The sequence below is a fragment of the Pseudofrankia saprophytica genome, assembly GCF_000235425.2.
In the GTDB taxonomy this organism is placed as follows: domain Bacteria; phylum Actinomycetota; class Actinomycetes; order Frankiales; family Frankiaceae; genus Pseudofrankia; species Pseudofrankia saprophytica.
This window is the reverse complement of record NZ_KI912266.1, coordinates 308427-333583: the sequence shown is the minus strand read 5'-3', so window position 1 is coordinate 333583 and position 25157 is coordinate 308427. Positions and strand designations below refer to the sequence as shown.

Genomic DNA, 25157 nt, shown 5'->3' with positions numbered 1-25157 from the left:
GGGCCGCGGCCGCGGGGCCGCCGGCCCCCGGAACCGCCGCACCGCCCGGCGGGCGAGACGTTGGCTGCCAGGTCTGGGCGCTCTCGTCCCACACGTAGGCGCCGTCGTCGCTGACCCAGCGGCCGTGCTCGTCGAGGCGCATTTGTGATCCTTCGGAGTGGAGACGGACGCTCCAAGGGTGCCACGAGCGGCGCGAGCGCAGATTCGGGGGTATTCCATTGTGAAATTGTGAGCAAGAACACTCCTGGCTCACAAGGCTCACGGGTGCCCCGCGCGGGGCACCCGTGAGCGCGGGCGCTAGCCCGTCACGATTTGGACAATATGACCACAACGGACATCTGGCAAGCGCGGCCGATGCCCTGGCATGTACCGGTCAGCCGATGGGTGGGGAGGCGAGCATGATCTCGGCCTTCTGGAACTCCTTGAGAGTCGCATAGCCGGTGGTGGCCATGGCGGTCCGCAACGCACTGGCCAGGCTGGCCCCGCCCGCGGGCCCGGCCGGGTCCGGGCCGACGAGGATCTGCTCGAGCGTGCCGGCCCGCTCCACCGGCTGCCACCGCCCGCGAGGCAGGTCGGAGTGCAGCACGTCCATCGACCACAGGCCGCCCTGCCCCGGGGCGTCCTCGGCGGCGGCGAGCGCGCCGTCGATCATCACGGCGTCGGCGCCGCAGGCCACGGCCTTCGCGACGTCCCCGCCGGTGCGCAGGTCCCCGTGCGCGATGACGTGGACGTACCGGCCGCCGGACTCGTCCAGGTATCGCATCCGAGCGCCGGCGGCGTCGGCGATCGCGGTCGCGAGCCCCACGCCGATCCCGAGCTCCGCGCGGTTTGCGTCGCCACCACCGGTGCCGACCCCGACGATGACGCCCGCCGCGCCGGTGCGCATGAGGTGCAGCGCGGTGGAGAACGACGCGCAGCCGCCGACCAGCACGGGGATGTCGATGTCGCCGATGAAACGCTTGAGGTTCAGCGGCTCGGTCCGTGTCGACTGATGCTCGGCCGAGACCGCCGGGCCATGGATGACCAGCAGGTCCGCCTGGGCGGCGAGGACGTCACCGAACAGCGCCCGGACCTTCTGCGGCCGCAGCGCGGCCGCCGTGACCAGCCCGGCGTCGCGTACCCGCCCGAGCCGCTCGGCGATCAGCTCGGGCCGGATCGGCGCCTGGTAGAGCTCGCGCAGCCGGCGGGTGGCCGCCTGGGCGGGGAGCTCCGCCAGCTCGGCGATCAGCGGCAGCGGGTCCTCGTGCCGGGTCCACAGCCCCTCGACATGCAGGACCCCGAGGCCGCCAAGCTTGCCCATCGTGATCGCGGTGTCCGGTGAGCTGACCGCGTCGGCGGCCGCCGCGACGATGGGCAGATCGAAGTGGTAGGCGTCCACCTGCCAGGCCAGCGAGACGTCCGCTGGGTCCCGGGTACGCCGCGACGGGACGATGCCGACCGCCGCGAGGTCGTACCCCACCCGGGCGCTCTTGCCAATGCCGATCTCAACCTCAGCCAACGCTGGCTCTCTTTCTGGTTCGCTCCGTCCGGGCACGGCGCTCCGGCCCCTTACTCGCTTCGCTCCCAAGGGACCTCCGCGCCGTGTCCTCCTCCGCGAACGTGCGCTCCGGCGACCTCGCTGCGGCCCGACCCCGGTCGCTTCGCTCCGGGGCCGGGCCTTCGCGAGGCGCGCCTCCGCGCCAGCGTAGTCACCGGTTCTGACCGTGAACGTCGCCAACCTAGGCGCAGGCCGGACCGTCCGGGGCCGGGCCTCCGCGAGGCGCGCCTCCGCGCCCAGCGTGGTCACCGGGTTCTGACCGTGAACGTCGCCAACCTGGGCGCAGGCGGGTCCGTGTGTCTTGGGCGAGCTTCAACCCAGCCCGCCCGACTTACCTGCCGGTGTAGTTGGGCGCCTCGACGGTCATCTGGATGTCGTGGGGATGGCTTTCGATCAGGCCGGCGGACGTGATCCGGATGAGCTGGCCATACTCCTGCAGGTCGTGGACCGTCTGCGCGCCCGCGTAGCCCATCCCGGCGCGCAGCCCGCCGACCAGCTGGTGGGCGACGGCGGCGAGTGACCCCCGGTAGGGCACCTGACCCTCGATGCCCTCGGGAACCAGCTTGTCGTCCGAGAGAACGTCGTCCTGGAAGTAGCGGTCCTTCGAGTAGGAGCGCGCCCCGCCGCGGCTGCGCATCGCGCCGAGCGAGCCCATGCCGCGGTACGCCTTGTACTGCTTGCCGTTGATGAAGATCAGCTCGCCCGGGCTCTCGTCGACGCCGGCAAGCAGACCGCCGAGCATGACGGTGTCCGCGCCGACGGTGATCGCCTTGGCGATGTCGCCGGAGTGCTGCAGACCACCGTCGCCGATCACCGGCACGCCGGCCGCCCGGGCCGCCTGCGCGGCCTCGTAGATGGCGGTGATCTGTGGCACACCGACACCCGCGACGACGCGGGTGGTGCAGATCGAGCCCGGCCCGACCCCGACCTTGACTGCGTCGGCGCCGGCGGCGATCAGCCTTGCCGCTCCGGCGGCCGTGGCCACGTTCCCGGCGATCACGTCCAGCGGGCGGCCGTCCGGACCGGTCGGCAGCTCGGCCTTGATCCGCTGGACCATCTCGGGAACTGCTCGGTGCTGCCCGTGCGCGGTGTCGACGACGAGGAAGTCCACGCCGGCGGCGACCAGCACCTGCGCCCGCTTGAAGGCGTCCTCGCCGACGCCGATCGCGGCGCCGACGACGAGCCGGCCGTCCGCGTCCTTGGTCGCCAGCGGGTAGCGCTCCCGCTTGGTGAAGTCCTTGACGGTGATCAGGCCGCGCAGCCGGCCACGGTCGTCGACGATCGGCAGCTTCTCGATCTTGTGCCGGCGCAGCAGGTCCAGTGCCTCGTCCGCGCTCACGCCGACCGGAGCGGTGATCAGCGGCATCGACGTCATCACCGCCCTGACCGGGCGGGAGTAGTCACGCTCGAAGCGGATGTCGCGGTTGGTGACGATGCCGAGCAGCGTCTCGTCCTCGGCGGTCACCGGCACGCCGGAGATCCGGTAGCGGGCCATCAGCGCGTTCGCCTCCTCGATGGAGGCGTCGGGACCGCAGGTGATCGGCGCGGTGATCATGCCGGATTCCGAGCGCTTGACCATGTCGACCTGCTGCGCCTGGTCCTCGATCGACAGGTTGCGGTGCAGAACGCCGACGCCGCCCTGGCGGGCCATCGCGATCGCCATCCGGTGCTCGGTCACGGTGTCCATCGCCGAGGAGACCAGCGGGATGGCCAGCCGGATGTTGCGCGACAGCCGGGTCGAGGTGTCGACCTCGGCCGGCACGACGTCGGATGCCGCGGGCAGCAGCAGGACGTCGTCGTAGGTGAGACCGAGCATGGCGAGCTTCGGCGCGGGGATGATTCCGGCCTCGCCGCCCGGCGGCCTGACGAGTGCCCTGTCAGCGTCGCCGGCCGGCGGGAGCGAGTCCCGGGCCGTGGCCGGCGCGGCCGAGGCCGCGATCGGGGTCGGGGTGGCGACGGGAGCGTCCATGGCACCTTCCGTTCTGGTTACGCCGACCAGCGGCGGGGAGCCGCCCCCGCATAGACATCATGGCCCCCCGTAGGGCGCTATACGCCAGGTAAGCAGGCAAGGCCACAGGGTTCCGTGTGGCCTACCCCTCGCCTGCCAGGGATGCGGCGTTACCTAGCGGCAACAACGTGGGGAGTGTCACCCATGCCCGCGGCCGACAGCCCGGGCCGATCCGCGCTCACCGTGGCCCGACCGCCGGAGCGCGTTCGGCCCTCGAGATCACGTCGGGATCACGCCTCCGACGCTTCGGACGCCTCGCAGACGCCGTCGGCGTAGCCGCGGGCGTAGTCCCAGGAGACGTAGCAGCTCGGGTCTGGGGCGAACGCCGGCTCGTGCACCCGAGTACGCCCCTCGTTGAGGAGCTGGCGCAGGTTCCCGGTCAGCAGGTCCCAGTCGAAGAAGTGCGGCTCCTCGCAGCCCTCGCAGTCCACCACCAGGCCGCGGTATCCCCGCGGCTCCAGCAGCGTCCTGAACACGTCCAGGTCGCCGAGCTCGGCGAGGACTTCCTCCCGCTCGTGCAGCGACAGCGGCTCGAGCAGGTCGACGTCCTCGACCGGGTCCAGCCGGGAGAGCTCGGAAGCGGGATCCTCCGGGTCGCCCGCGAACGGGTCGATGGGCTCGTCGCTCACGCCGCCCACGCTACGCCCCGATCTCCGGCCTGGGCGGGGCCGCGGGCCGCGACGACCGGCGGGTGGCCGGCCGGTTCGCGCGGGATGTGCCCTGATCTGGGAAAACTCCGGCCTGGCTCGCCGGTTGGGTGAGTCGGTGGGGGGTAGCGACAGGACCGTTGCTTTCGGAGGCGCCTTCTGGGCCTGGCGACGCCGAGAGGGGCTGTCGCCTACGGGCTTCCTTGTTCCGAGCGCGCCGCGCGGCCGTGGTCGCGCGGCGCGCGGCCGCGACGCGCGGCACCGCCGGGGGGTGAATTTCCAAGATCGATCAGAGGGGTGAGCCGGCCTACGGTGTGCGGGCGGCGCGCGTCGCCGCCCGGGGCGAGCGCGTACCCGCGTGTGCCTTCGGCTCGTCGCAAAGGGGGGGCTCAGGCCGATGACCGACGTCCGACGTCTACCAGGTCCCGGAGCGGAAAAGTGGGAGTGGCAGCTGCACGGCGCCTGTCGGGGTGAGAGCACCGAGCTGTTCTTTCATCCCGAGGGGGAACGCGGCCCGGCGCGGGCCGCCCGCGAGGCGGCGGCGAAGGCCATCTGTGCCCGCTGCTGCGTCGTCAAGGAGTGCGGTGAACACGCGCTGTCCGCCCGCGAACCTTACGGAGTCTGGGGTGGAATGAGTGAATCGGAGCGCGAGGCGATCCTGACCGGCCGCACCCGCCGCCGGGCCGCCTCCCCGCTCATCGATGGGGGGGTTCCCGCCGGATCCGCTTCGCCGATCCGGGAGGTAGTGGACCGAGGAGGACCGGGTACCCGCCAGGCCCCGGTCCCGGCCGGTTCCGCGGCTGGCTCGATGGCCCACCAGGCGCCCATCGTCGCCTAGGCGGAGGCGCGAAGCGCTCCGACCGTGGGGCGCTTCGCGCCTGGCCGCGGGGTGGCGGGCGGCACGTGACCGGGCGGCCCAGCGGTCGTGCTCCGATGGTCGATGGTCGATGGTCCGACAGCGGATGGTCCGACAGCCGAGTAGTTCCGCCAGATGCCGACATCGCCGCCGCGCCGGCTGGCTCACCCGCGACGGGTGCCGGGGGCGGCCGGCCACCGCGAGTCTGGCGACGTGGTAACGGAGCGGCTATGCTTCCGTCCCTTTGCCAGGCGGAGCTGCCGCCAGCGCGGGTCAGCCACGAGGACCGGCCACGAAGATCGGGCAGCGGAGGCCAGGAAGAGCAAGGCCAGGAAGAGCAAGGCCAGGCAACGAAAAGAGCCCGACCGGTCCCACCGGTCGGGCTCCTTCGTTGGTGCGAGGGCTAGAAGCCGGGGCCGTGGCTGTGCCCGTGCCCGTGCCCGTGACCATGCCCGCCGGCGGCGGCGACGGGCTCGGCCGGCTTCTCCACGACCAGCGCCTCCGTGGTCAGCAGCAGCGCCGTGATCGACGCCGCGTTGGCCACGGCCGAGCGGGTGACCTTGACCGGGTCGATGACGCCGTCCGCGATCAGGTCGCCGTAGGTCTTCGTCGCCGCGTTGAAGCCGTGGTTGACCGGCAGCTCGGCGACCTTGTAGACGACGACCGGGCCATCCAGACCGGCGTTGCGCGCGATCCAGTGGAGCGGCGAGGACAGCGCTGTGCGCACCAGGTTGACTCCGGTGCGCTCGTCGCCGGTCCTGCCCAGGCCACCGTCGAGCACCGTGGCGGCCTGCACCAGGGCGGAGCCGCCACCGGCGACCACGCCCTCGTCGATCGCGGCCTTGGTGGCCGAGACCGCGTCCTCCAGGCGGTGCTTCTTCTCCTTGAGCTCGACCTCGGTGGCCGCGCCGACCCGGATGATCGCGACGCCGCCGGCGAGCTTCGCCAGCCGCTCCTGCAGCTTCTCCTTGTCCCAGTCGGAGTCGCTGGCCTCGATCTCCTGGCGGATCTGCTTGACCCGCGCGACGACCGACTCGCTGTCGCCCGCGCCGTCGACGAGGGTGGTGCTGTCCTTGTCGATGACGGCCCGGCGGATGCGGCCCAGGTCCTCCAGCGTCACGGCCTCCAGCTTCAGGCCGACCTCCTCGGCGACGACCTGGCCGCCGGTGAGCACGGCCACGTCCTGCAGCATCGCCTTGCGACGGTCGCCGAAGCCGGGCGCCTTGACGGCGACGACCTGGAAGGTCTTGCGCACCGAGTTGACGACCAGAGTCGAGAGCGCCTCGCCCTCGATGTCCTCGGCGATGATCAGCAGCGGCTTGCGGGCCTGCACCACGAGCTCGAGCACCGGGAGCAGGTCGTTCAGGGAGCCGATCTTGCCGGGGTGCAGCAGGACGTAGGCGTCCTCGAGGACCGCCTCCATCCGCTCCGGGTCGGTGACGAAGTACGGGGAGATGTAGCCCTTGTCGAACTGCATCCCCTCGGTGAGCTCGAGCTCCAGACCCATGGTCTGGCTCTCCTCGATGGTGATGACACCATCTTTGCCGATCTTGTCGATCGCCTCGGCGATCAGCTCACCCACCTGGGTGTCCTGCGCCGAGATGGCGGCGACCTGCGCGATCGTCTCCTTCGAGTTGACCTCGATCGCCGAGTCGAGCAGCGCCTTCGTGACGGCCTCGACGGCCGCCTCGATGCCGACCTTCAGCGACACCGGCGCCGCGCCGGCGGTGACCGCCTTGATGCCCTGACGGACCATGGCCTGCGCCAGCACCGTCGCCGTCGTCGTACCGTCGCCGGCGACGTCGTTGGTCTTGGTCGCGACCTCCTTGACGAGCTGCGCGCCAAGGTTCTGGTACGGGTCGGTGAGCTCCACCTCGCGGGCGATCGTCACGCCGTCGTTGGTGATCGTGGGCGCGCCGTAGGACTTGTCGAGGACGACGTTGCGACCGCGCGGGCCGAGCGTCACCTTCACCGCGTCGGCCAGGGTGTTCACCCCGTGCTCGAGCGCATGGCGCGCGTCCTCGCGAAAACTGAGGATCTTACTCATCTGATTGGGGGTCCTCCCGCTGCCGTTCCCGGCACAACGCCGAGGGGGTGCGCCCCGAAGGATCGCGTCACGTGTCTTCCCGCCACATTGGATCTCCGGTCACGCCGGCTGGCGGGGGTTCCAGGGGGTCGCCCCCCTGGGCAGACATTGCGCGGGAGCTCGGGAAGGCGGCCAACGGCCGCCGAACAGAGTGATCCCGATCGTGGCACACCCCCGCTCGACTACTTCTCGATGACCGCGAGCACGTCGCGGGCGGAGAGGACCAGGTACTCCTCACCGGCGTACTTGACCTCGGTGCCGCCGTACTTGCTGTAGAGCACCACGTCGCCGACCTTCACGTCGAGCGGGACGCGCTTGCCGTCCTCGAACCGGCCGGGACCGACCGCGAGGACCGTGCCCTCCTGGGGCTTCTCCTTGGCCGTGTCCGGGATGACGATGCCCGAGGCGGTGGTCGTCTCAGCGTCTGACGGCTGGACGACGATGCGGTCCTCGAGCGGCTTGATGGCAACCTTGGTGGCGGTCGTCACGATCGACCTCCCCTTCCTGCGCTGGATGAGAGAGCGACCCTGGCGGCCTGCCGTCGCGGGTGAACAGGCGCCTCTGTCGCTGGCACTCTCACGTGCCGAGTGCCAACTTAGCATCAGTGTCGCACTCGTCAACCGACCCGGTCGTATATGTAGCGTCAGGCGTTGTCCCCGTGCCTGTACGGGGTGGGAGCGAATGTCCGTGGTCGCGGAGCGCCCGGCCGGTTCCCCGATCGAAGGGGTCCGTCTGTTTGCCGGGTTCCTAGGACTCCGGCGGGCAGGTCCGCGCGGGCGGCGGGGCCTGGTGGGTCGGCGGCTCGTAGGGCCAGGCGACCGGGCCGTCGAGGCCGGCGAGGGCGACGGCGATCCCGTGGGCGACGTCCCCGTTGAACGGGAGCGCGTGGTGGCCGAGGCCGGGGATCGTCACGTTGCGCGCGGCGAGATCGGGATGGCTCAGCGCCGCCGACTCCGGGCGTACCACCGAATCCAGGCCGCCGCCGATCGCGAGGAAGCGGGTGCGGCAGCCCGGCGCGGGCTGGGCGAGCTCCGCCAGCAGCGGTGAACCGGGCCGCAGCGACGCGACCAGCCGGTACGGGACGGCCCGGGGCACCAGGTGGGCGAGCCTCGTGCCGCTGTGCGGCGTGCCGAGCGTGACCAGCGTGTGGACCTGCTCGTCGCCGCGGAGCCGCTGCACGTAGTACCGGGCCACCACCCCGCCGAGCGAGTGGGCCACGATGTGGACCTGCTGGTAGCCGGTCCGGGAAAGGATGTCGGCGACGGCGGCCTCGAGCGTGGCGGCCGCCTGCGGGACACCTGTCGCGTACAGCGGCAGATTGATCGTCTCGACGTGACTGAACCCGCGTCGGCGCAGCGTGCGCTGCAGCCGAGCGAAGATCGACCTGTTGTCGACCAGCCCGTGCACCAGCAGGATCGGCATGCCGGCGGCGGCCGGGTGGCCGACCAGCAGGCCACGCTGCAGCGGGCCGAGCCTGGCCAGGCTGTACCGGTCCGCCACGGGGACCCGGCCCGCGCGGACGCCGGCCGGGTAGAAGGCCGCGTGCGTCGCGATGCACGCGGCCTCGGTGACGAGACCGCGTACGGCGGCTGGGGTCGCGCCGATGCGGCGCGTCAGCACCCGGCCGACGCCAAGCGGGGCCGTCGCCACGTCGCGGGTGTACCGGCCGGCGGCCGTGCCGAGCTGGCGCAGCCACGGTCGGGTGCCCTCGCGGCCTTCTAGGGGAAGCTCGGTGTCCGGTCGCACGGCAGCCAGCCCAAAGGTGCCGGCCCGCGGGAGAAGCGAGGCCGGAAGCGGGTGATCATGATCCGTAAGTCGGGTAGTCGGGAAGGAGGGGACAGTGACGTTACAGGTGGCCGGGTAGTGCTGTCGACCACTTCCTCCACCGGGTGGACAGGCGAACGCCCTGGTCAAGGGTGGTGAGCCGGGCGAGCGTCGTGGCGATGGCACCGGCGACGGCGGCCGGGGCCCCCGAGGGGAGGACCTCGTCGGCGAAGCCCAGCCGGAGCAGGTCGATGGGTCGCAGGCCACCCAGGTCGGCGGCTCGCTCGGCCGGAATGCGCAGCGTGGCCGCCGCGCCCTCCGGCGAGAGCGCGGTCAGGTAGCTGTCCGGTGTCATCAGCACGGCGTCGGCGCAGGCGGCCGCGAGCGCGCCGCCGGAGCCGCCCTCGCCGACGATGACCGACACGGTCGGGCTCGGACAGCGCAGCACCGCCTCCATCGCGGAGCCGATCGCCGCCGCGACGCCGTCGGCCTCGGCCTGCGCGCTCGGGTCGGCCCCCGGGGTGTCGACGAACAGGACCAGCGGCAACCGAAGCTTGCCCGCGAGCCGAGCCGCCCGCGCGAGCAGCCGGTAGCCGCCCGGCCCGGGGGCACCCCCCGGCTCGGCCGCCACGGCCACCGCCACGATGCCCAGCGCCCCCGAGCTCGGGGGCGTCGAGCTCGGGGGCGTCGAGCCGGCGAGCAGGCCGAGCCGCGCCCGCACGGCGGGATCACCGCCCGCCAGCTCGACCCCGTGCGCCGTCACGGCGTCGAGCGCCGCGCCGCCGCTCGTCCGGCCCGCCGCCCGGGCGGCGAGCACCTGGGCCCAGCCGCGCACCTCGTCGGCTGCCACGTTCTCGTCCTCCGGCGCTGGGCTGTCTCCCAGCGTCTGGATGGCGCCGGCTGCCGTGGGCGTGCCGGCCGCCGCGGTGAGGGCGGCCGCGAGCCAGGCCTGGATGGCATCCGGTTCGACGACTGCGTCGACCAGGCCGGCCCGCCAGGCGGCCTCGGCGGTGTGGCTGTCGGCACCGGGCGCCGTGCCGGTCACGGCGGCGACGACCCGCGGGCCGGCGAAGCCGACCGTCGCCCCGGCCACCGCGCAGCGCAGGTCAGCCCTGGAGGCGATCGTCACCCACACGCCACCGGTGGTCGGATGGTCGACCACGGCCACATGCGCCACGCCGGCCTCGTCGAGGCCGGCGGCGGCGAGCGTCGCCCTCGGCAGCCCGACCAGTCCGGCGACCCCCTCCTGCAAGCGCGTGCCACCGCTGCGCAGGAAGGACAACAACGGCCGGCGGGTGACGGCGGCGTGCTCGGCCGCCGCGGCGAACGCGGCGGCGTCGACCTCGCCGAAGCTCCCGCCATACACGCTGAACTCCCAGGCCACGACCACGCAGTCGACGCCGGCCACCGGGCCCTCGCCCCACCAGACCGCCTGGGTAGCGGCGTAGCCGGGCCAGCACAGACGGTTGGGTGCCGGATCGCTGCGTGGGCAGCGCGTCACGCTGGCGAGCAGCCGCGCGCGCCAGTCGGCGTCCGCGGACGGGGGCGGCGGAGTGGTTTCGGCGGGGGTGCCAGGGAGCTCCTGCCCAGGCGGGCGGGATGGGCCTGTCGGCGACGCGGCGCGATCGGGCATGTCCGCATCGTCGGACCGACCGAGGCGCCATGTCGTCGCGCGGAGCGGAATGTCACTGCGCGCACCGTCCTTTGGTGGGTGATGGCCGCGCCGCCCTGGTTCTGGCCGACCGCGGCCGGCCAGAACCAGGACCTGCCCGTCCTGGCGCCGTCGGTGCGGTGGACGGCGGAGCGTAACGCCGTGACCCCACCTCCGTGGTGATCTGCGTGTGTGGGCGTGCGGAGGGGTGTGCATACTGTCCGGAGTCGCAATATGCCGATAGCGTCCGGATGCCTACTTCGGCCCGGGCCGTCCGGCTGGTGGAAAACGGTCCAGCCAGCCGGTCGCCGGGCCCCTGCCCTGGCCGCCGGCGCCGTCGGCGTTCGGCGGCGGACATCGGCCGGAGGCCGGCCCGCGAGGCGGTCGGCGCAGCTGGTCCGACGGGGCGCCACACGCCGCCGCGGCTCCGTCAGTGCGAGGGGGGCCATGCTCACACCGCTCACGGACGACGATCCCATCGCCATCGGTCCGTACCGGCTGCAGAACCGGATCGGTGAGGGCGGCATGGGCACCGTCTACCTCGCGTTCACCGACCGGCGGCACCCGGTCGCGGTGAAGGTCGCCTCCGCCGAGCTGTCGGAGGACGTGGAGTTCCGCCGCCGCTTCCAGCGGGAGGTCAGGGCCGCACAGCGGGTCCACGGCGGCGCGGTCGCGGCGGTGCTCGACGCCGACACCACCGCCGAACGGCCGTGGATGGTCACCGAGTACGTGGAGGGCACCAGCCTGGCCGACGCGGTCCGCCAGCGCGGGCCACTGGCGGAGCAACTGGTCCGTGGTCTCGCCGCCGGTCTCGCCGACGCGCTGGTGGCGATTCACGAGGTGGGTGTCGTTCACCGCGACCTCAAGCCGTCGAACATCCTGCTCGCGTGGGACGGGCCCAAGGTCATCGACTTCGGGATCGCGCAACTGGACGGCAACGCGACGCTGACCCGGTCCGGCCACGTCGTCGGGACGCTCGCCTGGATGGCTCCCGAGCAGATGCGTGGCGAGCAGGCCGGCCCCGCGGCCGACATCTTCTCCTGGGGCTGCTGCGTCGCCTACGCAGCGGCCGGCCGGCATCCCTTCCACGCCGAGCGGGCCGAGGCGCTGGCGTTCCGCATCCAGCGCGACCCACCGGACCTGGAGCATCTGCCCGACTATCTGTTCGACACCGTCGTGCCGGCGCTGGAGAAGGAGCCGCGGCTGCGCCCGTCGGCCGCGGCGCTGCTGGCCGCGCTCAGCGGCCAGCCGGTGCGCAGCAGTAGCGACGCGCACCGCGCGACCGAAACGGTGCTGGAACGCGACTGGACCGGTCAGTTACCCAGCGTCGACGCGCGGCGCGGCCTGGCTGGGCACCAGGACCAGGGCGGCTGGGCATCCTCGCCGTTGCCGGTGCCCGTCTCGCCGCCGGTGTCCTTTCCCTCGCCGGCGTCCTTCCCCCCGCCAGTACGAGCTCTGCCGTCCGCCCCGCCCTTGCCGCCCGGGCCCGTCCAGCCGTTGGACGGAAGCCAAGGGGACTGGCGACCCCAGCCGGACCACCGGTATGGCCCGCCCTCCTCATATCCGGAGCCTCCTCAGCTGGAGTCGGGATATTCCGCGGGTCCCTATGCCAGGACCCCGTACCCAGACGCCTCAAGTCCAGGATTTGCGCACCCCGGACCCGCGTATCGCGCGCCCGCGCTCCCCGAACCCGCGCGGGCCGAGGCTCGACACGCGGATCCCGCGTACGCGGACCCCGAGCACTCGTACGCGCAGCCGTCGGCCAGGAAGCCGCCTCCCCCGGAAGCCACCTACGCGGACCATGTCGACCATGTGGACCCCAGGCTGGCGTCCCCGCCAACCCGGCGGGCACCGGACGGGGACTGGCGATCGGCGCGTGCCGGCTCGCTGGGCGTGCCACCGCCGGCGGGCGCGTTCCGCCCGGCGCCGTTGCCGCCGGCATCGTCGCCACCGCCGGTCGGCGCGCCACCGGCCGAGATCGGCCCGGCGGCGGTCAACCGTCCGCCGGGCGCGTCGACCGGCCGGCCGGCGGGGGGCGGCCGGGCCAGGCGCCGCCAGCCCAGTCCCGGGTGGAACATCCCGGCGGTGCTCTCGGCGCTGCTTGCCGTCCTGTGGCTGTTCGGGGTCGGCAGCGCCGCCGGCGTGTACCTCGGCTACCGGGCCCGGGCCGCTGCCCGGGGCGGCCCGCGGCCAGGAGACCGGCTGGCGGTGGTGGGCATCGTGCTCGGCTGGCCCGGCCTCGTGGCGGCGCTGCTCTACCTGGGATATGTCGCGGGCCACGGCTGAGTCCGGGCGGCGCCTGGCCCACCGGTGGCACGCTCCTCACACATCACACCGTGTGAGATCGGACATATGCGTTGGCCGGAGCCGGCGGGCCGTCGGCCGATGCCTGTGGCCGCAGGTAGCCGTCCCCGCCGCCGCGGGCACCCCGCCGGCAGCCGCGCGGGGGGTTTTGTACGGTTCTGCCGCGCGCATACGGGCGGCATCGGCCCTGGCATCGGCGCTTCGGACCGTCGACAGGCGGCCCTGGGCGGCCCAGAGTCGAGCCGGACCGTGTAGCACGGCTCACGCACGGCGCCGCGGCGTCATCCGGCTGGCGCGGAGTCATTTGTGGGCCTCGCCGCGCAGGCGCGCGTCACGGCGGGTGCGTCAGTAGGCTCGCATCCGTTCCGTGCATCCCCTGACCGACCGCACCCGACTGGACGGACCGTGGATCTCTTCGAATACCAGGCGAAGGCGCTCTTCGCCGAGCATGGCGTCCCGGTGCCCACCGGTAAGACCGCCACAACCCCCGACGAGGCCCGCGCGATCGCCGCGGAGCTGGGCGGCAAGGTCGTCGTGAAGGCCCAGGTCAAGACCGGTGGCCGCGGCAAGGCCGGCGGGGTCAAGGTCGCCGACGGGCCGGAGGACGCGTACGAGAAGGCGACCGCCATTCTCGGCATGGACATCAAGGGCCACACCGTGCACTCGGTACTGGTGGAGCAGGCCAGCAACATCGCGGAGGAGTACTACGCGTCGTTCCTGCTGGACCGCGCGAACCGCACCTTCCTGGCGATGGCCTCGCGCGAGGGCGGCATGGAGATCGAGGAGGTCGCGGCCACCAACCCCGAGGCCCTCGCTCGGATCCACCTCGACCCGCTGACCGGCGTCGACCTCGCGAAGGCCCGCGAGATCGCCGTCGCCGCCAAGCTCCCGGAGGCCGCCCTCGAGGGCGCCGCCGAGCTGCTCGTCAAGCTGTGGGAGACGTTCGTCAAGGCGGACGCCACCCTGGTCGAGGTCAACCCGCTCATCCTCACCGGTGACGGCCGGGTGATCGCGCTCGACGGCAAGGTGAGCCTGGACGAGAACGCCGACTTCCGTCACCCGGAGAACGAGGCGCTCGTCGACGTCTCCGCGGTCGACCCGCTGGAGCAGAAGGCCAAGGAAAAGGGCCTCAACTACGTCAAGCTGACCGGCTCGGTCGGCATCATCGGCAACGGCGCGGGCCTGGTCATGTCGACCCTCGACGTCGTCACCTACGCCGGCGAGGAGTTCGGCGGGCAGCGCCCGGCGAACTTCCTCGACATCGGCGGCGGCGCCTCGGCCGAGGTCATGGCGAACGGTCTGTCGATCATTCTGTCGGACCCGTCCGTCAAGAGCGTCTTCGTCAACATCTTCGGCGGCATCACCGCCTGCGACGCGGTCGCCAACGGCATCGTCAAGGCGCTGGAGCTGGTCGGCGAGGTGACCACCCCACTGGTGGTCCGCCTCGACGGCAACAACGCCGAAGAGGGCCGGCGGATCCTCGCCGAGGCCAACCTCGCGGTCGTCAAGCCCGTGGACACCATGGACGGCGCGGCGAAGCTCGCCGCCGAGCTCGCCGCCGCTGCGGCCTGACAATTACCCGGCAGGCCTCCGGGGCGCGCCGAGAAATCGACCGCGCCCCCCACGGCCTGGGTGAAAGGAACCGCTCGCAATGGCCATCTGGCTCGACGAGAACAGCCGGATCGTGGTGCAGGGCATCACCGGCTCCGAAGGCAGCAAGCACGCGAAGCGCATGGCGGCGTCCGGCGCCCAGATCGTCGCCGGCGTGAACGCACGCAAGGCCGGTCAGTCCCAGGACGGCGTGCCGGTGTTCGCGTCCGTCACCGAGGCGATCGAGAAGACCGGGGCGAACGTCTCCGTCATCTTCGTCCCGCCGAAGTTCACCAAGGACGCCGCGATCGAGGCCGTCGACGCGGAGATCCCGCTCGCCGTCGTCATCACCGAGGGCGTCCCGGTGCACGACACCACCGAGTTCTTCGCCTACGCCCAGGGCAAGGGCAAGACCCGCATCATCGGCCCGAACTGCCCGGGCATCATCAGCCCCGGCAAGTCGAACGCCGGCATCATCCCGGCCACCATCACCCCGCCGGGACGCATCGGCCTGGTCAGCAAGAGTGGCACGCTGACCTACCAGATGATGTACGAGCTGCGCGACTTCGGCTTTTCGACCGGCGTCGGCATCGGTGGTGACCCGGTCATCGGGACCATTCACATCGACGCCCTCGACGCCTTCGAGGCCGACCCCGAGACCGACGCGATCGTGATGATCGGTGAGATCGGTGGCGACGCCGAGGAGCGGGCCGCCGCGCACATCGAGGCCCACATCACCAAGCCGGTCGTCGGCTACGTCGCGGGCTTCACCGCGCCGGAGGGCAAGACGATGGGGCACGCCGGCGCGATCGTCTCCGGTTCGTCCGGAACCGCGCAGGCGAAGAAGGAAGCGCTGGAGAAGGCCGGTGTGCGGGTCGGCAAGACGCCGTCGGAGACCGCGCGTCTGATGGCCGACATCATGCGTTCGCTGTAGGGCAGTACTGGTACGAAGTGGGCCACCCGGCCGCGGCGGTTGCCCGGCCGGGTGGCCCACGCTCGTCTGGCAGCCTGGCCGGCGCGTCGGGGCCGGCAGGCGCGCGGACGCCGGCATGGGGAGAATGCGTTAGGACTTTTCGGCGGCGCTTGGTGAACTAGGGTCCGGCGCTTGGGCATTCCGGACGAAGTGGGGTTGGTCCCGATGGTGAAGATCGCTGGTCGCGACGTCGCCACCAGTGACGTCGGCATCGTGGCCGGTGGTGTGGTCGTGCTGATCTCCAGCTTCCTGCCGTGGATGGGGATCGACTGGTTTTACTACCGGGGCAGCATGCACATGGGCTGGGGCAGCGGCCCGCTCGCCGTGTTCGCGATCGTGCTCTCGTTCGCCGCCGCGGGCTTGGTGGCCGCCCGAATGGTCGCCAACCTGAGGCTGCCCGCGATCGGCCCGGTAGGCCCAGCGCTGCTCACTGTGATCCTGGGCGCCGTCGCGACGCTGTTCATCCTCATCCGGCTGGTCACGGTCCACCCCTGGGACTCGCGCTTCGGCCTGTACTTCGGCCTGATCGGGGCCGCCGCGCTGACCGCCTTCAGCGTCGTCGGGCTGCTTGCCAGCGGCGAGCAGATCCCCGGCCGTGGGCCGGCGTCCGGCGCGCCCTGGGGTCAGCGGCAGCCTCCCTACGGGCAGCAGGCGTACGGCCAGCCCTATGGGCAGCCGTACGGGCCCTCGGGCGCGACGCCTTACGGGCAGCAGCCGGCCGCGGGCTACGGCCAGCCGACTCCGGCTCCTGGCTACGGCCAGCCGCAGCCGACCCCCGCGCCGGGCTATGGCCAGCCGACGCCCGCGCCGTATGGACAGCCGCCCCAGACGCCAGCGCCGGGTTACGGCCAGCCGCCGGCGCCGTACGGCCAGGCCCCGGCATCCGGGTATGACCCGTCGCAGCCGCCGTCGCAGCCGCCGTCGCAGCCGCCGTCGCAGCCTGGCACCCCTTACGGCCAGCAGCCCGGCTAGGCCCGGCCGGCACCAGCCGAAGACGACTGAGTAGCGAAGACGACTGAGTAGCGAAAACTGCGCGCCGAAGAGGTCGGCCCGGCGGCGCTGATCAAGAGGATCTAGCCGTTCGAGCGCGACGCTCCTGCCGTGTGGCGATATCTGCTGGATCAGCCCATTTCCGGCTTTGCCCCGGCGTGTTGGCCCGGTGTGGCGGCGCGCGCGTGCGAGCGTCGTCCCCGTGGCCCACCCTGTCGCCTCCCGCGGTGCCGCGGCGCTCCGGCTGACCCGGCTGACCCGGCTCGCGCACGCGTTCGGCGTCGCGCTGCCGGGACCGGCCGTGGCCTGCGCGGCCGGGCTGGTCGCCGTGCAGCTGCTGGTGCTGATCGTCTGGGGAGCCGACACCAGGTCGAGTGCCGGTGCCGGCGCCGCGCTGCGGGTGGGCGCCGACCTGTGGTTGCTCGCGCACGGCGCGACCCTGCGGCTCCCGGACGGCGATATCCGCGTCCTTCCGCTCGGGCTGGCCGCGTTGCCCGTCCTGCTCGCCGCCTCGTCCGGCTACCGGCTGGCCGCCACCCGGGCCGGCGGGGCCATGGCGCGCCCGCTGCGGGAGGTCAACGTCGCCGCCGGCCTGCCGGGGCGGATCGGCTCCCGACTGCGTTCCCGGATCCCCGGCCAGGCCGGCCTCGTGCCGCCACCACCGGCCGGCGGTGGCGGCGGTGGCGGCGGCCAGCCGGGAGTGACCCGACGTCGGGTCCGGCCGCGCCGGGTGCTCCTGGACATCGCGGCGGTCGTGTTCGCGCAGACCGCGCTGGTCTGCGTGGTCTGCTTCGCGGCGTCGAGCCCGGCCGCGCGGCCGGTGCCCGGCTCGGCGGCCCTGGGCGCCGCCGGGCTGTCGGCCCTGGGCGCGACCATCGGCGTCCTGGCCGGCTCCCGCCGACTGGGCGCGGCCTGGCGGCGGATCCCCACGATGCTGCGGGTGCCGCTGGCCGGCGGCCTCGCGGCGACGGCGGCGCTCGTGGCCGTTGGCGCGCTGGGCCTGTGCGTGCTGCTGGTGGTCCGGGCGGGCAGCGTGTCCGGCGCGGCCAGTGGGCTGGATCCGGGTCTGGTCGGGGGCTTCGGGCTGTTCGCGATCCAGCTCGTCCTGCTGCCCAATCTGGCCGTCTGGGCGTGCTGCTACGCGCTTGGCACAGGATTCGCCGCCGGGCCGACGGTCACCGTGACCCCGACGTCCGCCGCGCCGGCCACCCTGCCGGACCTGCCGGTGCTGCGGCTGCTGCCCTCGGACGCGCTTCCCGGCTGGGCCTGGCTGGTGCTCGCGGTGGCGCCGCTCGCGGCCGGGACGGCGCTCGCGCTGTCGGTGCGTCGGGCCACTCCCGGCGCGACCCTGGTCGGCCGCCTCGGGGTCGTGCTGGCCGGCGCGGCCGCCTGCGCGCTCCTGGTCGGGCTGCTCGCGGCGCTCTCTGGCGGCGGTATAGGCACCCAGGCGGCGGCCACGTTCGGGCCGGCGCCTGGCTGGGCGATCCTCGCGGCGCTGATGGAGGTCGGGATGGCCGGCGCGCTGGTGACCAGCGTCGCCGAGCTCGTCCATCGCCGCCCCTAGGCCGGGTCCGACGGCCTCGGGCCGTCCGGTGCGGGGCCTCGCGGGCCGTGTTCCTGAGCGGGCCGCGAGTGTCATAGCTGGTGGCTACGGTGTGATCGTCCGGGCGGTCGCCCGGAGGAGCCAGCCGTCCGCCGAGCCGCGGGAGCTCGCCGCCGCCGGCCAACGAGCAGGCGGCGCGGTCGCCCCACGATGCCCGCCTGGAGTCCGGGAGGCCGTCATCGCACCCACCGCGGCACAGATTCGTGCCCAGTCGACCGATCTGCGCGCCCTGGGCTGGTCATATCGGCGGATCGCCGCGCACTGGCAGCTGGCCCATGGGCTGGGTGCCCGGCTCGCGTTCCGGCTGGCGCACGGCTGGACACAGGAGGATGCCGCCCGCCGCTGGAACGAGCGGTGGCCGGCCTCCCCCAAGACCGGTAAGTCCTTCAGCTACTGGGAGACCTGGCCCGCGTCCGGTGGCCGCGCGCCGTCGCCGCTCGCGTTGGCCCGGCTCGCCGAGCTGTACCTGTGCCGCCCCGGCGACCTGGTGGACGGCCTCGACTACGGCGTCCTCGACCCGGGCCTGGACGCGGGCGGCGGGCGAGACGGCCATGGCCCGCGCGACCACCCCGGCCAGGGCCGCCTCAGCCAGGGCCACGCCGGCCGGGGCCGCCTGGCCCGTGACGGCCGCGGCGGCTGGCCCGGTTCGCCAGCCGGCCCGCCTGACCCGGACTTCGAGCTCGACCTGGGCCTCGCCTTCGGCCAGCAGTTCTGGCACCCCACCGACGCGTTGTGCGGGTAACGCGGATGGCGGCGTCCGGAGGGGGCAAGTCAGTACAGTCGGGGGTCGAGTCACCACCTCGGGCCCAGGCTGGCGGACTGGTCAGCAGCGGGCCCGACTCCAACCCCGACCATGCCAGGAAAGGCGCGCGGCGCCCGAGTCGCCGGACCCAGGCCGACAGCGGCCGTGGAGCCGGCTCGCGGCGCCCGCCGTCAGCCCGGCCCTCTTGTCTGCCCCCGACAGGGCCGACCGCCGCCAGGCGCCCCCGATCCGTGACCGCGTCGAGAGGGCGTGAAACGCCCGATGGCGGGGCGCCCGGCGCCCCGCCCCTGCTGCTTCGGAGAGCCCTGTGCCTGCCCGCTTGGTCGTTCTCGCGTCGGGAACCGGCACCACCCTGCAGGCGGTCATGGATGCCTGCCAGGACCCGGCCTATGGCGCCCAGGTCGTCGCGGTCGGCACGGACCGGGCGGGCACCGGCGCCGAGCGCCGTGCCCTGGCCGCCGGCCTGCCGGTGTTCACCGTCCGGCTGGAGGACCACCCCGACCGGGACGCGTTCAACGCCGCGACGGCGGACCGGATCGCGGTCGAGTGCCCCGACCTGTTGGTGCTCGCCGGGTATATGAAGATTCTCGACAAGCAGGTCATCGGGCGGTTCCGCACGGTCAATACCCATCCGTCGCTGTTGCCGTCGTTCCCCGGCGCGCACGCGATCCGCGACGCCATCGCGCACGGGGTGAAGGTCAGCGGGGTCACCGTGCACTGGGTGGACGAGGGGGTCGACACCGGGCCGATCATCGCCCAGGCGGCCGTGGACGTCCTGCCGGATGACACCGAGGACATCCTGCGCACGCGGATCCAGGCAGTCGAACGCGGGCTGTATGTCACCACGATCGGCGAGATCGCGCGTGGGCGGCCGACGGCGGCCGCCGCCCGCTAGCCGGGGCCGTCGGCCGCCCACATGGGGGCGCGACGGCTTCGGTTGGCGTTGGACTGCGTGGAATGCATGGTCGACAAGGAGGAACTATGACGAGGCCGCAGGATCTGACGACGACGGTCCTAGCCGAGGCCGACGGCCCGGCGGCGGAGTCCTCGGACGCCGATGCCGCGCTGCGCGCCGAGGTGGTCGCCACCGGGCGCCGGCGGCTGCGCCGGGCGCTGGTCAGCGTCTACGACAAGTCGGGGCTGGGTGACCTCGCCGAGGCGTTTCAGGCCGCCGGGGTGGAGGTCGTGTCGACGGGCTCCACGGCCGAGGTACTCGCCAGGCACGGCCTCGCCGTCACCCCGGTGAGCACGCTGACGGGTTTCCCGGAGGTGCTTGGTGGCCGGGTGAAGACGCTGCATCCCCGGGTCCACGCGGGCCTGCTGGCCGACCTGCGCCAGGTGGAGCACGCCGAGGCGCTGGCCGAGCTCGACATCGAGCCGTTCGACCTGGTCGTCGTCAACCTGTACCCCTTCCGGGAGACGGTGGCGGCCGGCGGGACCGAGGACGAGGCGGTCGAGCAGATCGACATCGGCGGGCCGGCGATGATCAGGGCGGCGGCGAAGAACCACGCGTCGGTCGCGGTCGTCGTCGAGCCGGACGACTACCCGGCCCTGATCGAGGCGGTCCGGGGCGCTGGCTTCGACCTCGCCGCGCGCCGCCGGCTCGCCGCCAGGGCCTTCGCCCACACCGCCGGCTACGACGCGGCCGTCGCGTCCTGGTTCGCGAGCGTCGTCGCCCCGGACGAGACCGCGAGCCAGACCGGCTGGCCGGACGTGCTGACGGCCCAGTGGCGGCGCTCGGACGTGCTGCGCTACGGCGAGAACCCGCACCAGCGAGCCGCCCTCTACGTCGCCACCGACGACCGGACCCCGGGGCTGGCGACGGCGAGGCAGCTGCACGGCAAGCAGATGTCCTACAACAACTACACCGACACCGACGCGGCCCGCCGCGCCGTCTACGACTTCGCCGAGCCGACCGTCGCGATCATCAAACACGCCAACCCGTGCGGGATCGCCATCGCGGACGACATCGCCGAGGCCCACCGCAAGGCGCACGCCTGCGACCCGGTGTCGGCCTTCGGCGGTGTGATCGCGACCAACCGACCGGTCACCGTCGAGCTCGCCGACCAGATCGCGGAGATCTTCACCGAGGTCGTCGTCGCGCCGGGTTACGAGCCGGGAGCCGTGGACATCCTGTCCCGCAAGCCGTCGATCCGCGTACTGGAGTGCGCGCCGCCGCCGCACCAGCGCGGCGTCGAGCTGCGCCAGGTGACCGGCGGGCTGCTGCTGCAGTCCCGCGACGCGCTGGACGCGGCCGGGGACGAGCCGTCGGCCTGGACGCTGGAGGCCGGCGCGCCGGCGGACGAGGCGACGCTCGCCGACCTGCGGTTCGCCTGGCGGGCGGTCCGCGCCGTGAAGTCGAACGCGATCCTGATCGCCGCCGGCGGGGCGACCGTCGGGGCTGGCATGGGTCAGGTGAACCGGGTGGACGCGGCCCGGCTCGCGGTCACCCGCGCCGGGGACCGCGCGAAGGGTGCCGTCGCCGCGAGCGACGCGTTCTTCCCGTTCCCCGACGGTTTCCAGGTGCTGGTCGACGCCGGGGTGCGGGCCGTGGTCGAGCCGGGTGGATCGGTCCGCGACGAGCTCGTGGTCGAGGCCGCGCGGGAGGCGGGCGTGACCCTGTACTTCACCGGCGTGCGGCACTTCGCGCACTGACCCCTGGGGCGCACTGACCCCTGGGGGCGCTGGCCCCTGGGGGCGCTGGCCCTGGGGGCGCGCTGACCCACGAACGGGTCACGGGCGCACGGCTGGATCATCGGCGAGGTGGGTCCCGGCGGAAGGACGAGCGGCCGGTGGGGAAGAACCTCACCGGCCCGCGCCGGGCCCGCCTCGTCGGTTCCGCCCACCGCCACCACCGCCGTCACGCCGGCCGGCGCGACGTTCACGCCTCGTGCGCGCGTCATGAGGCAGTGCGCGATCGTCCCCCGTCCCCCCGTTCGAGCCAGGGGGCCTGGGGGTCGCGCCTTGCTGGTCTTTGGCGCCGGCCGGCGGAGGCTCCCGCTCCCGGCCTGGTTCCGCGTGGGGTTCTCCTGGACTGGCCGCCGGGTCCGCAAGAGGGCGCGGGGTGCCCGGCGGCCGGTCGAGGAGAAGGTGGCGGTCGGCGCCAGAGCTTCAGACGCTCGTCGACTCCGCGGCCGTCGTGCCCCGCCGCGCCGCCGGGCTCGTGGCACCCGTCGTCGTGGTGGTGGCGCCGGCGGCCGGGGTGGTGCTGCCGCTGGCGGCGGCGCTGGCCTGGCCGCCGGGCACGTCGCTGTTCGGCACGTAACGCTGCGAGACCCAGTCGAGCGCCTCGCGCCACGAGGCGCCGTAGAGAACGGAGATTCGATCCGCGGTCTGGCGCGCCAGCGCCTGGACGAACACGCGGTCGTCGCTGTCGAGATGCCGGGCGTCCCCGAAGGTCTCCCACGCCCGGAACATCAGCTCCTGAAGCTTCTTGCTGTGTGGCGACTCGTCTGCCACGTCACGCTCCTCCTGCTGTGGGACCTGACGGGGCAGTCTGCCCTAGTCCGGGTGAGCGCCGCGCGGTGGGGGTGCTTAAGGGGCAAAGGAGGCGCGACAATGTCCTTTCTTCGCGCCTCCGGCGGCGCCGTCCGCAGAGGCCCTACGCGGGTGGGTGTGCCCGGTAGTGGCCTCCCTCTTTACACTGCGGGCGTGGCCGGACTGGGCGTGACGCGAGGCCGGCGGCCGGCGCCGCCCGCCGCGCCTCATTCGGCGGCCGGTGGTTCCGCCCCGCGGCCCGGCTCGCGAGCCCAGGCGAAGGCGCTGCGGGCAGCGGAGCGCCGAAGCCGGTCGCCCTGGTTCGTGCGGCAGCTCGTGCTGACCGCGGCGCTGGCCGGCGTGACGCTCAGCCTGGTCATGGTCGTGCAGCAGCGGTGGCGGCAGGGCCTGTTCGGTCTCGGCGCCGTGCTGCTGGTGATGACGCTGGCGCGCCTGGTCCTGCCCACGCGCAGTGTCGGGATGCTCGCGGTGCGGGGTCGGCTGTTCGACGCCGCCACACTACTGATCATGGGCTGTGCTGTGATTGGCCTCACCCTGTTGGTCCCGATCCCCCCTCCGTAAGGGCCACCCCGTCGGTCGCCGTCACGAAGTGTCAGCCCAGCTCGAAGCGAGCGGGACTACCGTTAGGTAGCCAGACGCACCAGACGCGAAGCGGAGTAGCGGTGACAGAGTCAGCAATCATCTATACGTTCACCGACGAGGCGCCAGCCCTGGCGACGTACTCGTTCCTCCCGGTGATCCAGGCTTATGCCGCTACTGCTGGTGTCCCCGTCGAAAGTCGTGACATCTCCCTGGCCGGTCGGATCATCGCGACGTTTCCGGACTACCTCGACGAGTCCCAGCGCATCGGCGACGCGTTGGCCGAGCTCGGTGAGCTGGCCCTGCGGCCCGAGGCGAACATCATCAAGCTGCCGAACATCTCGGCGTCGATCCCGCAGCTGAAGGCGGCGGTCGCCGAGCTGCGGGGCAAGGGCTACGCCCTGCCGGACTACCCGGACGACCCGAAGACCGACGAGGAGCGCGACGTACGCGCCCGCTACGACAAGATCAAGGGCAGCGCGGTCAACCCGGTGCTGCGCGAGGGCAACTCCGACCGACGAGCTCCCGCCTCGGTCAAGAACTACGCGCGCACCCACCCGCACAAGATGGGTGCCTGGAGTGCCGACTCGAAGACCAACGTCGCGACCATGGGTCACGACGACTTCGCCAGCACCGAGAAGTCGGCCGTCATCGACTCGGACGGCGCGCTGCGCATCGAGCTGGTCGGCGCGGACGGCGTCACGACCGTGCTGAAGGAGACCGTCAAGGTCCTCGCCGGTGAGGTCGTCGACACCGCCGTGCTGCACGTCGGACCGCTGCGCGCCTTCGTCACCGAGCAGATAGCCCGCGCCAAGGCCGAGGACGTGCTGTTCTCCGTGCACCTGAAGGCCACGATGATGAAGGTCTCGGACCCGATCATCTTCGGCCACGTCGTGCGCGCGTTCTTCCCGAAGACGTTCGCCGCCTACGGCGACACGCTCGCGGCCGCCGGCCTGAACCCGAACGACGGCCTCGGCGGCATCTTCGGCGGCCTCGCCGCGCTGCCCGACGGCGAGGCGATCAAGGCCTCGTTCGACGCCGAGCTGGCCGAGGGCCCGGCGCTCGCGATGGTCGACTCCGACCGGGGCATCACCAACCTGCACGTGCCGAGCGATGTCATCGTCGACGCCTCGATGCCGGCGATGATCCGCACGTCCGGTCACATGTGGGGCCCGGACGGCAAGGAGGCCGACACGCTGGCGGTGCTGCCGGACAGCAGCTACGCCGGCGTCTACCAGGTCGTGCTCGACGACTGCCGGGCGAACGGTGCCTACGACCCCGCCACGATGGGATCAGTGCCGAACGTCGGCCTCATGGCCCAGAAGGCCGAGGAGTACGGCAGCCACGACAAGACCTTCGAGATCCCGGCGGACGGCACCGTACGGACCGTCGACCTGTCGGGTGCCGTGATCCTGGAGCAGCCGGTCTCCAAGGGCGACATCTTCCGGATGTGCCAGGTCAAGGACGCCCCAATCCAGGACTGGGTGAAGCTCGCCGTCGCTCGCGCCCGTGCCACCGGCGACCCGGCCGTGTTCTGGCTCAACGAGGACCGCGCACACGACGCCCAGCTGATCAAGAAGGTTCGGGCCTACCTGCCGGAGCACGACACCGAGGGCCTGACCATCGAGATCCTGTCGCCGGTCAAGGCGACCGCCTACTCGCTCGAGCGGATCCGCCGCGGCCTCGACACGATCTCGGTCACCGGCAACGTGCTGCGGGACTACCTGACCGACCTGTTCCCGATCCTGGAGCTGGGCACCAGCGCCAAGATGCTCTCGGTCGTCCCGCTGATGGCCGGCGGTGGCCTGTTCGAGACCGGTGCCGGCGGCTCGGCGCCCAAGCACGTCCAGCAGCTGGTCAAGGAGAACTACCTGCGCTGGGACAGCCTGGGCGAGTTCCTGGCCCTTGCCGTCAGCTTCGAGCAGTTCTCGAACGTCACCGGCAACGCCCGGGCCAAGGTGCTTGGCGAGACGCTCGACCGGGCGACCGGCACGTTCCTGGACGAGAACAAGTCGCCGGCCCGGCGCGTCGGCGGGATCGACAACCGTGGCAGCCACTTCTACCTGGCGCTCTACTGGGCCCAGGAGCTCGCCGCGCAGACCGCGGACGCGGAGCTGGCCGCCGCCTTCGCGAGCTTCGCGAAGACGCTGGCCGAGCAGGAGACGACGATCGCCGCCGAGCTGCTCGCCGTGCAGGGCTCGCCGGCCGAGATCGGCGGCTACTACCAGCCGGACCCGGCCAAGGCCACCGCGGTCATGCGTCCGTCGGTGACCTTCAACGAGACCCTCGCGGCACTGACCGTCTGACG

The 25157-nt window shown here is 72.8% G+C and carries 19 protein-coding genes; 11 read left to right on the top strand and 8 right to left on the bottom strand.

The window, feature by feature from the left end:
• Positions 1–373: 373 nt before the first annotated feature.
• The 3 genes from FRCN3DRAFT_RS0201375 to FRCN3DRAFT_RS0201365 all read right to left on the bottom strand — a co-directional run bounded on the left by FRCN3DRAFT_RS0201375 (position 374) and on the right by FRCN3DRAFT_RS0201365 (position 4183).
• A complete protein-coding gene (locus FRCN3DRAFT_RS0201375; protein ID WP_027140149.1) occupies positions 374–1498 on the bottom strand; it encodes a GuaB3 family IMP dehydrogenase-related protein in 1125 nt (374 codons plus the stop codon).
• A gap of 370 nt (positions 1499–1868) precedes the next feature.
• Entirely contained in the window at positions 1869–3506 is a 1638-nt protein-coding gene (guaB, locus tag FRCN3DRAFT_RS0201370) for an IMP dehydrogenase (RefSeq protein ID WP_007517144.1), read from the bottom strand.
• A 269-nt stretch (positions 3507–3775) separates the two neighbouring features.
• The gene (locus FRCN3DRAFT_RS0201365) at positions 3776–4183 is read right to left on the bottom strand and encodes a DUF5319 domain-containing protein (protein ID WP_007517143.1); all 408 of its coding nucleotides are present in this window, start codon (positions 4181–4183) and stop codon (positions 3776–3778) included.
• Between the two features lie 406 nt (positions 4184–4589).
• Between FRCN3DRAFT_RS0201365 and FRCN3DRAFT_RS56995 the strand changes: the two genes are divergently transcribed.
• Positions 4590–5030 (top strand): WhiB family transcriptional regulator, encoded by a 441-nt coding sequence (locus FRCN3DRAFT_RS56995; protein ID WP_007517142.1) that lies wholly within the window; start codon positions 4590–4592, stop codon positions 5028–5030.
• A 421-nt stretch (positions 5031–5451) separates the two neighbouring features.
• Here FRCN3DRAFT_RS56995 and groL read toward each other — a convergent pair whose 3' ends face one another.
• The 4 genes from groL to FRCN3DRAFT_RS42140 form a co-directional block, all read right to left on the bottom strand.
• Positions 5452–7095 carry a chaperonin GroEL gene (gene groL / locus FRCN3DRAFT_RS0201355; protein WP_007517141.1) on the bottom strand — a complete coding sequence of 548 codons (1644 nt, stop codon included), beginning with the start codon at positions 7093–7095 and terminating at the stop codon, positions 5452–5454.
• Between the two features lie 221 nt (positions 7096–7316).
• Complete coding sequence (gene groES, locus FRCN3DRAFT_RS0201350) at positions 7317–7622, bottom strand: co-chaperone GroES (RefSeq protein ID WP_007517139.1); 306 nt, start codon at positions 7620–7622, stop codon at positions 7317–7319.
• Between the two features lie 259 nt (positions 7623–7881).
• Entirely contained in the window at positions 7882–8880 is a 999-nt protein-coding gene (locus tag FRCN3DRAFT_RS42145) for an alpha/beta fold hydrolase (protein ID WP_007517138.1), read from the bottom strand.
• A gap of 100 nt (positions 8881–8980) precedes the next feature.
• Positions 8981–10531: a carboxyl transferase domain-containing protein gene (locus FRCN3DRAFT_RS42140; RefSeq protein ID WP_083401197.1), complete on the bottom strand. Its 1551-nt coding sequence runs from the start codon at positions 10529–10531 to the stop codon at positions 8981–8983.
• A 465-nt stretch (positions 10532–10996) separates the two neighbouring features.
• Between FRCN3DRAFT_RS42140 and FRCN3DRAFT_RS0201330 the strand changes: the two genes are divergently transcribed.
• From FRCN3DRAFT_RS0201330 to purH, 8 genes are all read left to right on the top strand, one after another.
• Positions 10997–12835 carry a protein kinase domain-containing protein gene (locus FRCN3DRAFT_RS0201330; protein WP_007517136.1) on the top strand — a complete coding sequence of 613 codons (1839 nt, stop codon included), beginning with the start codon at positions 10997–10999 and terminating at the stop codon, positions 12833–12835.
• A 423-nt stretch (positions 12836–13258) separates the two neighbouring features.
• Complete coding sequence (gene sucC / locus FRCN3DRAFT_RS0201325) at positions 13259–14425, top strand: ADP-forming succinate--CoA ligase subunit beta (protein ID WP_007517135.1); 1167 nt, start codon at positions 13259–13261, stop codon at positions 14423–14425.
• A gap of 79 nt (positions 14426–14504) precedes the next feature.
• On the top strand, positions 14505–15377 hold the full coding sequence (gene sucD / locus FRCN3DRAFT_RS0201320) for a succinate--CoA ligase subunit alpha (protein WP_007517134.1): 873 nt from the start codon (positions 14505–14507) through the stop codon (positions 15375–15377).
• A gap of 171 nt (positions 15378–15548) precedes the next feature.
• Positions 15549–16388: a hypothetical protein gene (locus tag FRCN3DRAFT_RS0201315; RefSeq protein WP_232793885.1), complete on the top strand. Its 840-nt coding sequence runs from the start codon at positions 15549–15551 to the stop codon at positions 16386–16388.
• Positions 16389–16608: 220 nt separating this feature from the next.
• Positions 16609–17970, top strand: a complete 1362-nt coding sequence (locus FRCN3DRAFT_RS0201310; protein ID WP_007517132.1) for a cell division protein PerM — start codon at positions 16609–16611, stop codon at positions 17968–17970.
• A 91-nt stretch (positions 17971–18061) separates the two neighbouring features.
• On the top strand, positions 18062–18751 hold the full coding sequence (locus tag FRCN3DRAFT_RS55760; RefSeq protein ID WP_007517131.1) for a helix-turn-helix domain-containing protein: 690 nt from the start codon (positions 18062–18064) through the stop codon (positions 18749–18751).
• Between the two features lie 328 nt (positions 18752–19079).
• Complete coding sequence (purN, locus tag FRCN3DRAFT_RS0201300) at positions 19080–19667, top strand: phosphoribosylglycinamide formyltransferase (protein ID WP_007517130.1); 588 nt, start codon at positions 19080–19082, stop codon at positions 19665–19667.
• Between the two features lie 86 nt (positions 19668–19753).
• Complete coding sequence (gene purH, locus FRCN3DRAFT_RS0201295) at positions 19754–21427, top strand: bifunctional phosphoribosylaminoimidazolecarboxamide formyltransferase/IMP cyclohydrolase (RefSeq protein ID WP_007517129.1); 1674 nt, start codon at positions 19754–19756, stop codon at positions 21425–21427.
• A gap of 456 nt (positions 21428–21883) precedes the next feature.
• Here the strand turns inward: purH and FRCN3DRAFT_RS0201290 are convergent, their stop codons facing one another.
• Positions 21884–22231 (bottom strand): hypothetical protein, encoded by a 348-nt coding sequence (locus tag FRCN3DRAFT_RS0201290; RefSeq protein ID WP_007517128.1) that lies wholly within the window; start codon positions 22229–22231, stop codon positions 21884–21886.
• 192 nt (positions 22232–22423) lie between these two features.
• Between FRCN3DRAFT_RS0201290 and FRCN3DRAFT_RS52540 the strand changes: the two genes are divergently transcribed.
• Positions 22424–22831: a DUF3017 domain-containing protein gene (locus FRCN3DRAFT_RS52540; RefSeq protein ID WP_232793884.1), complete on the top strand. Its 408-nt coding sequence runs from the start codon at positions 22424–22426 to the stop codon at positions 22829–22831.
• Between the two features lie 101 nt (positions 22832–22932).
• Positions 22933–25155 (top strand): NADP-dependent isocitrate dehydrogenase, encoded by a 2223-nt coding sequence (locus FRCN3DRAFT_RS0201280; protein ID WP_007517126.1) that lies wholly within the window; start codon positions 22933–22935, stop codon positions 25153–25155.
• The last annotated feature ends 2 nt before the right edge of the window (positions 25156–25157 follow it).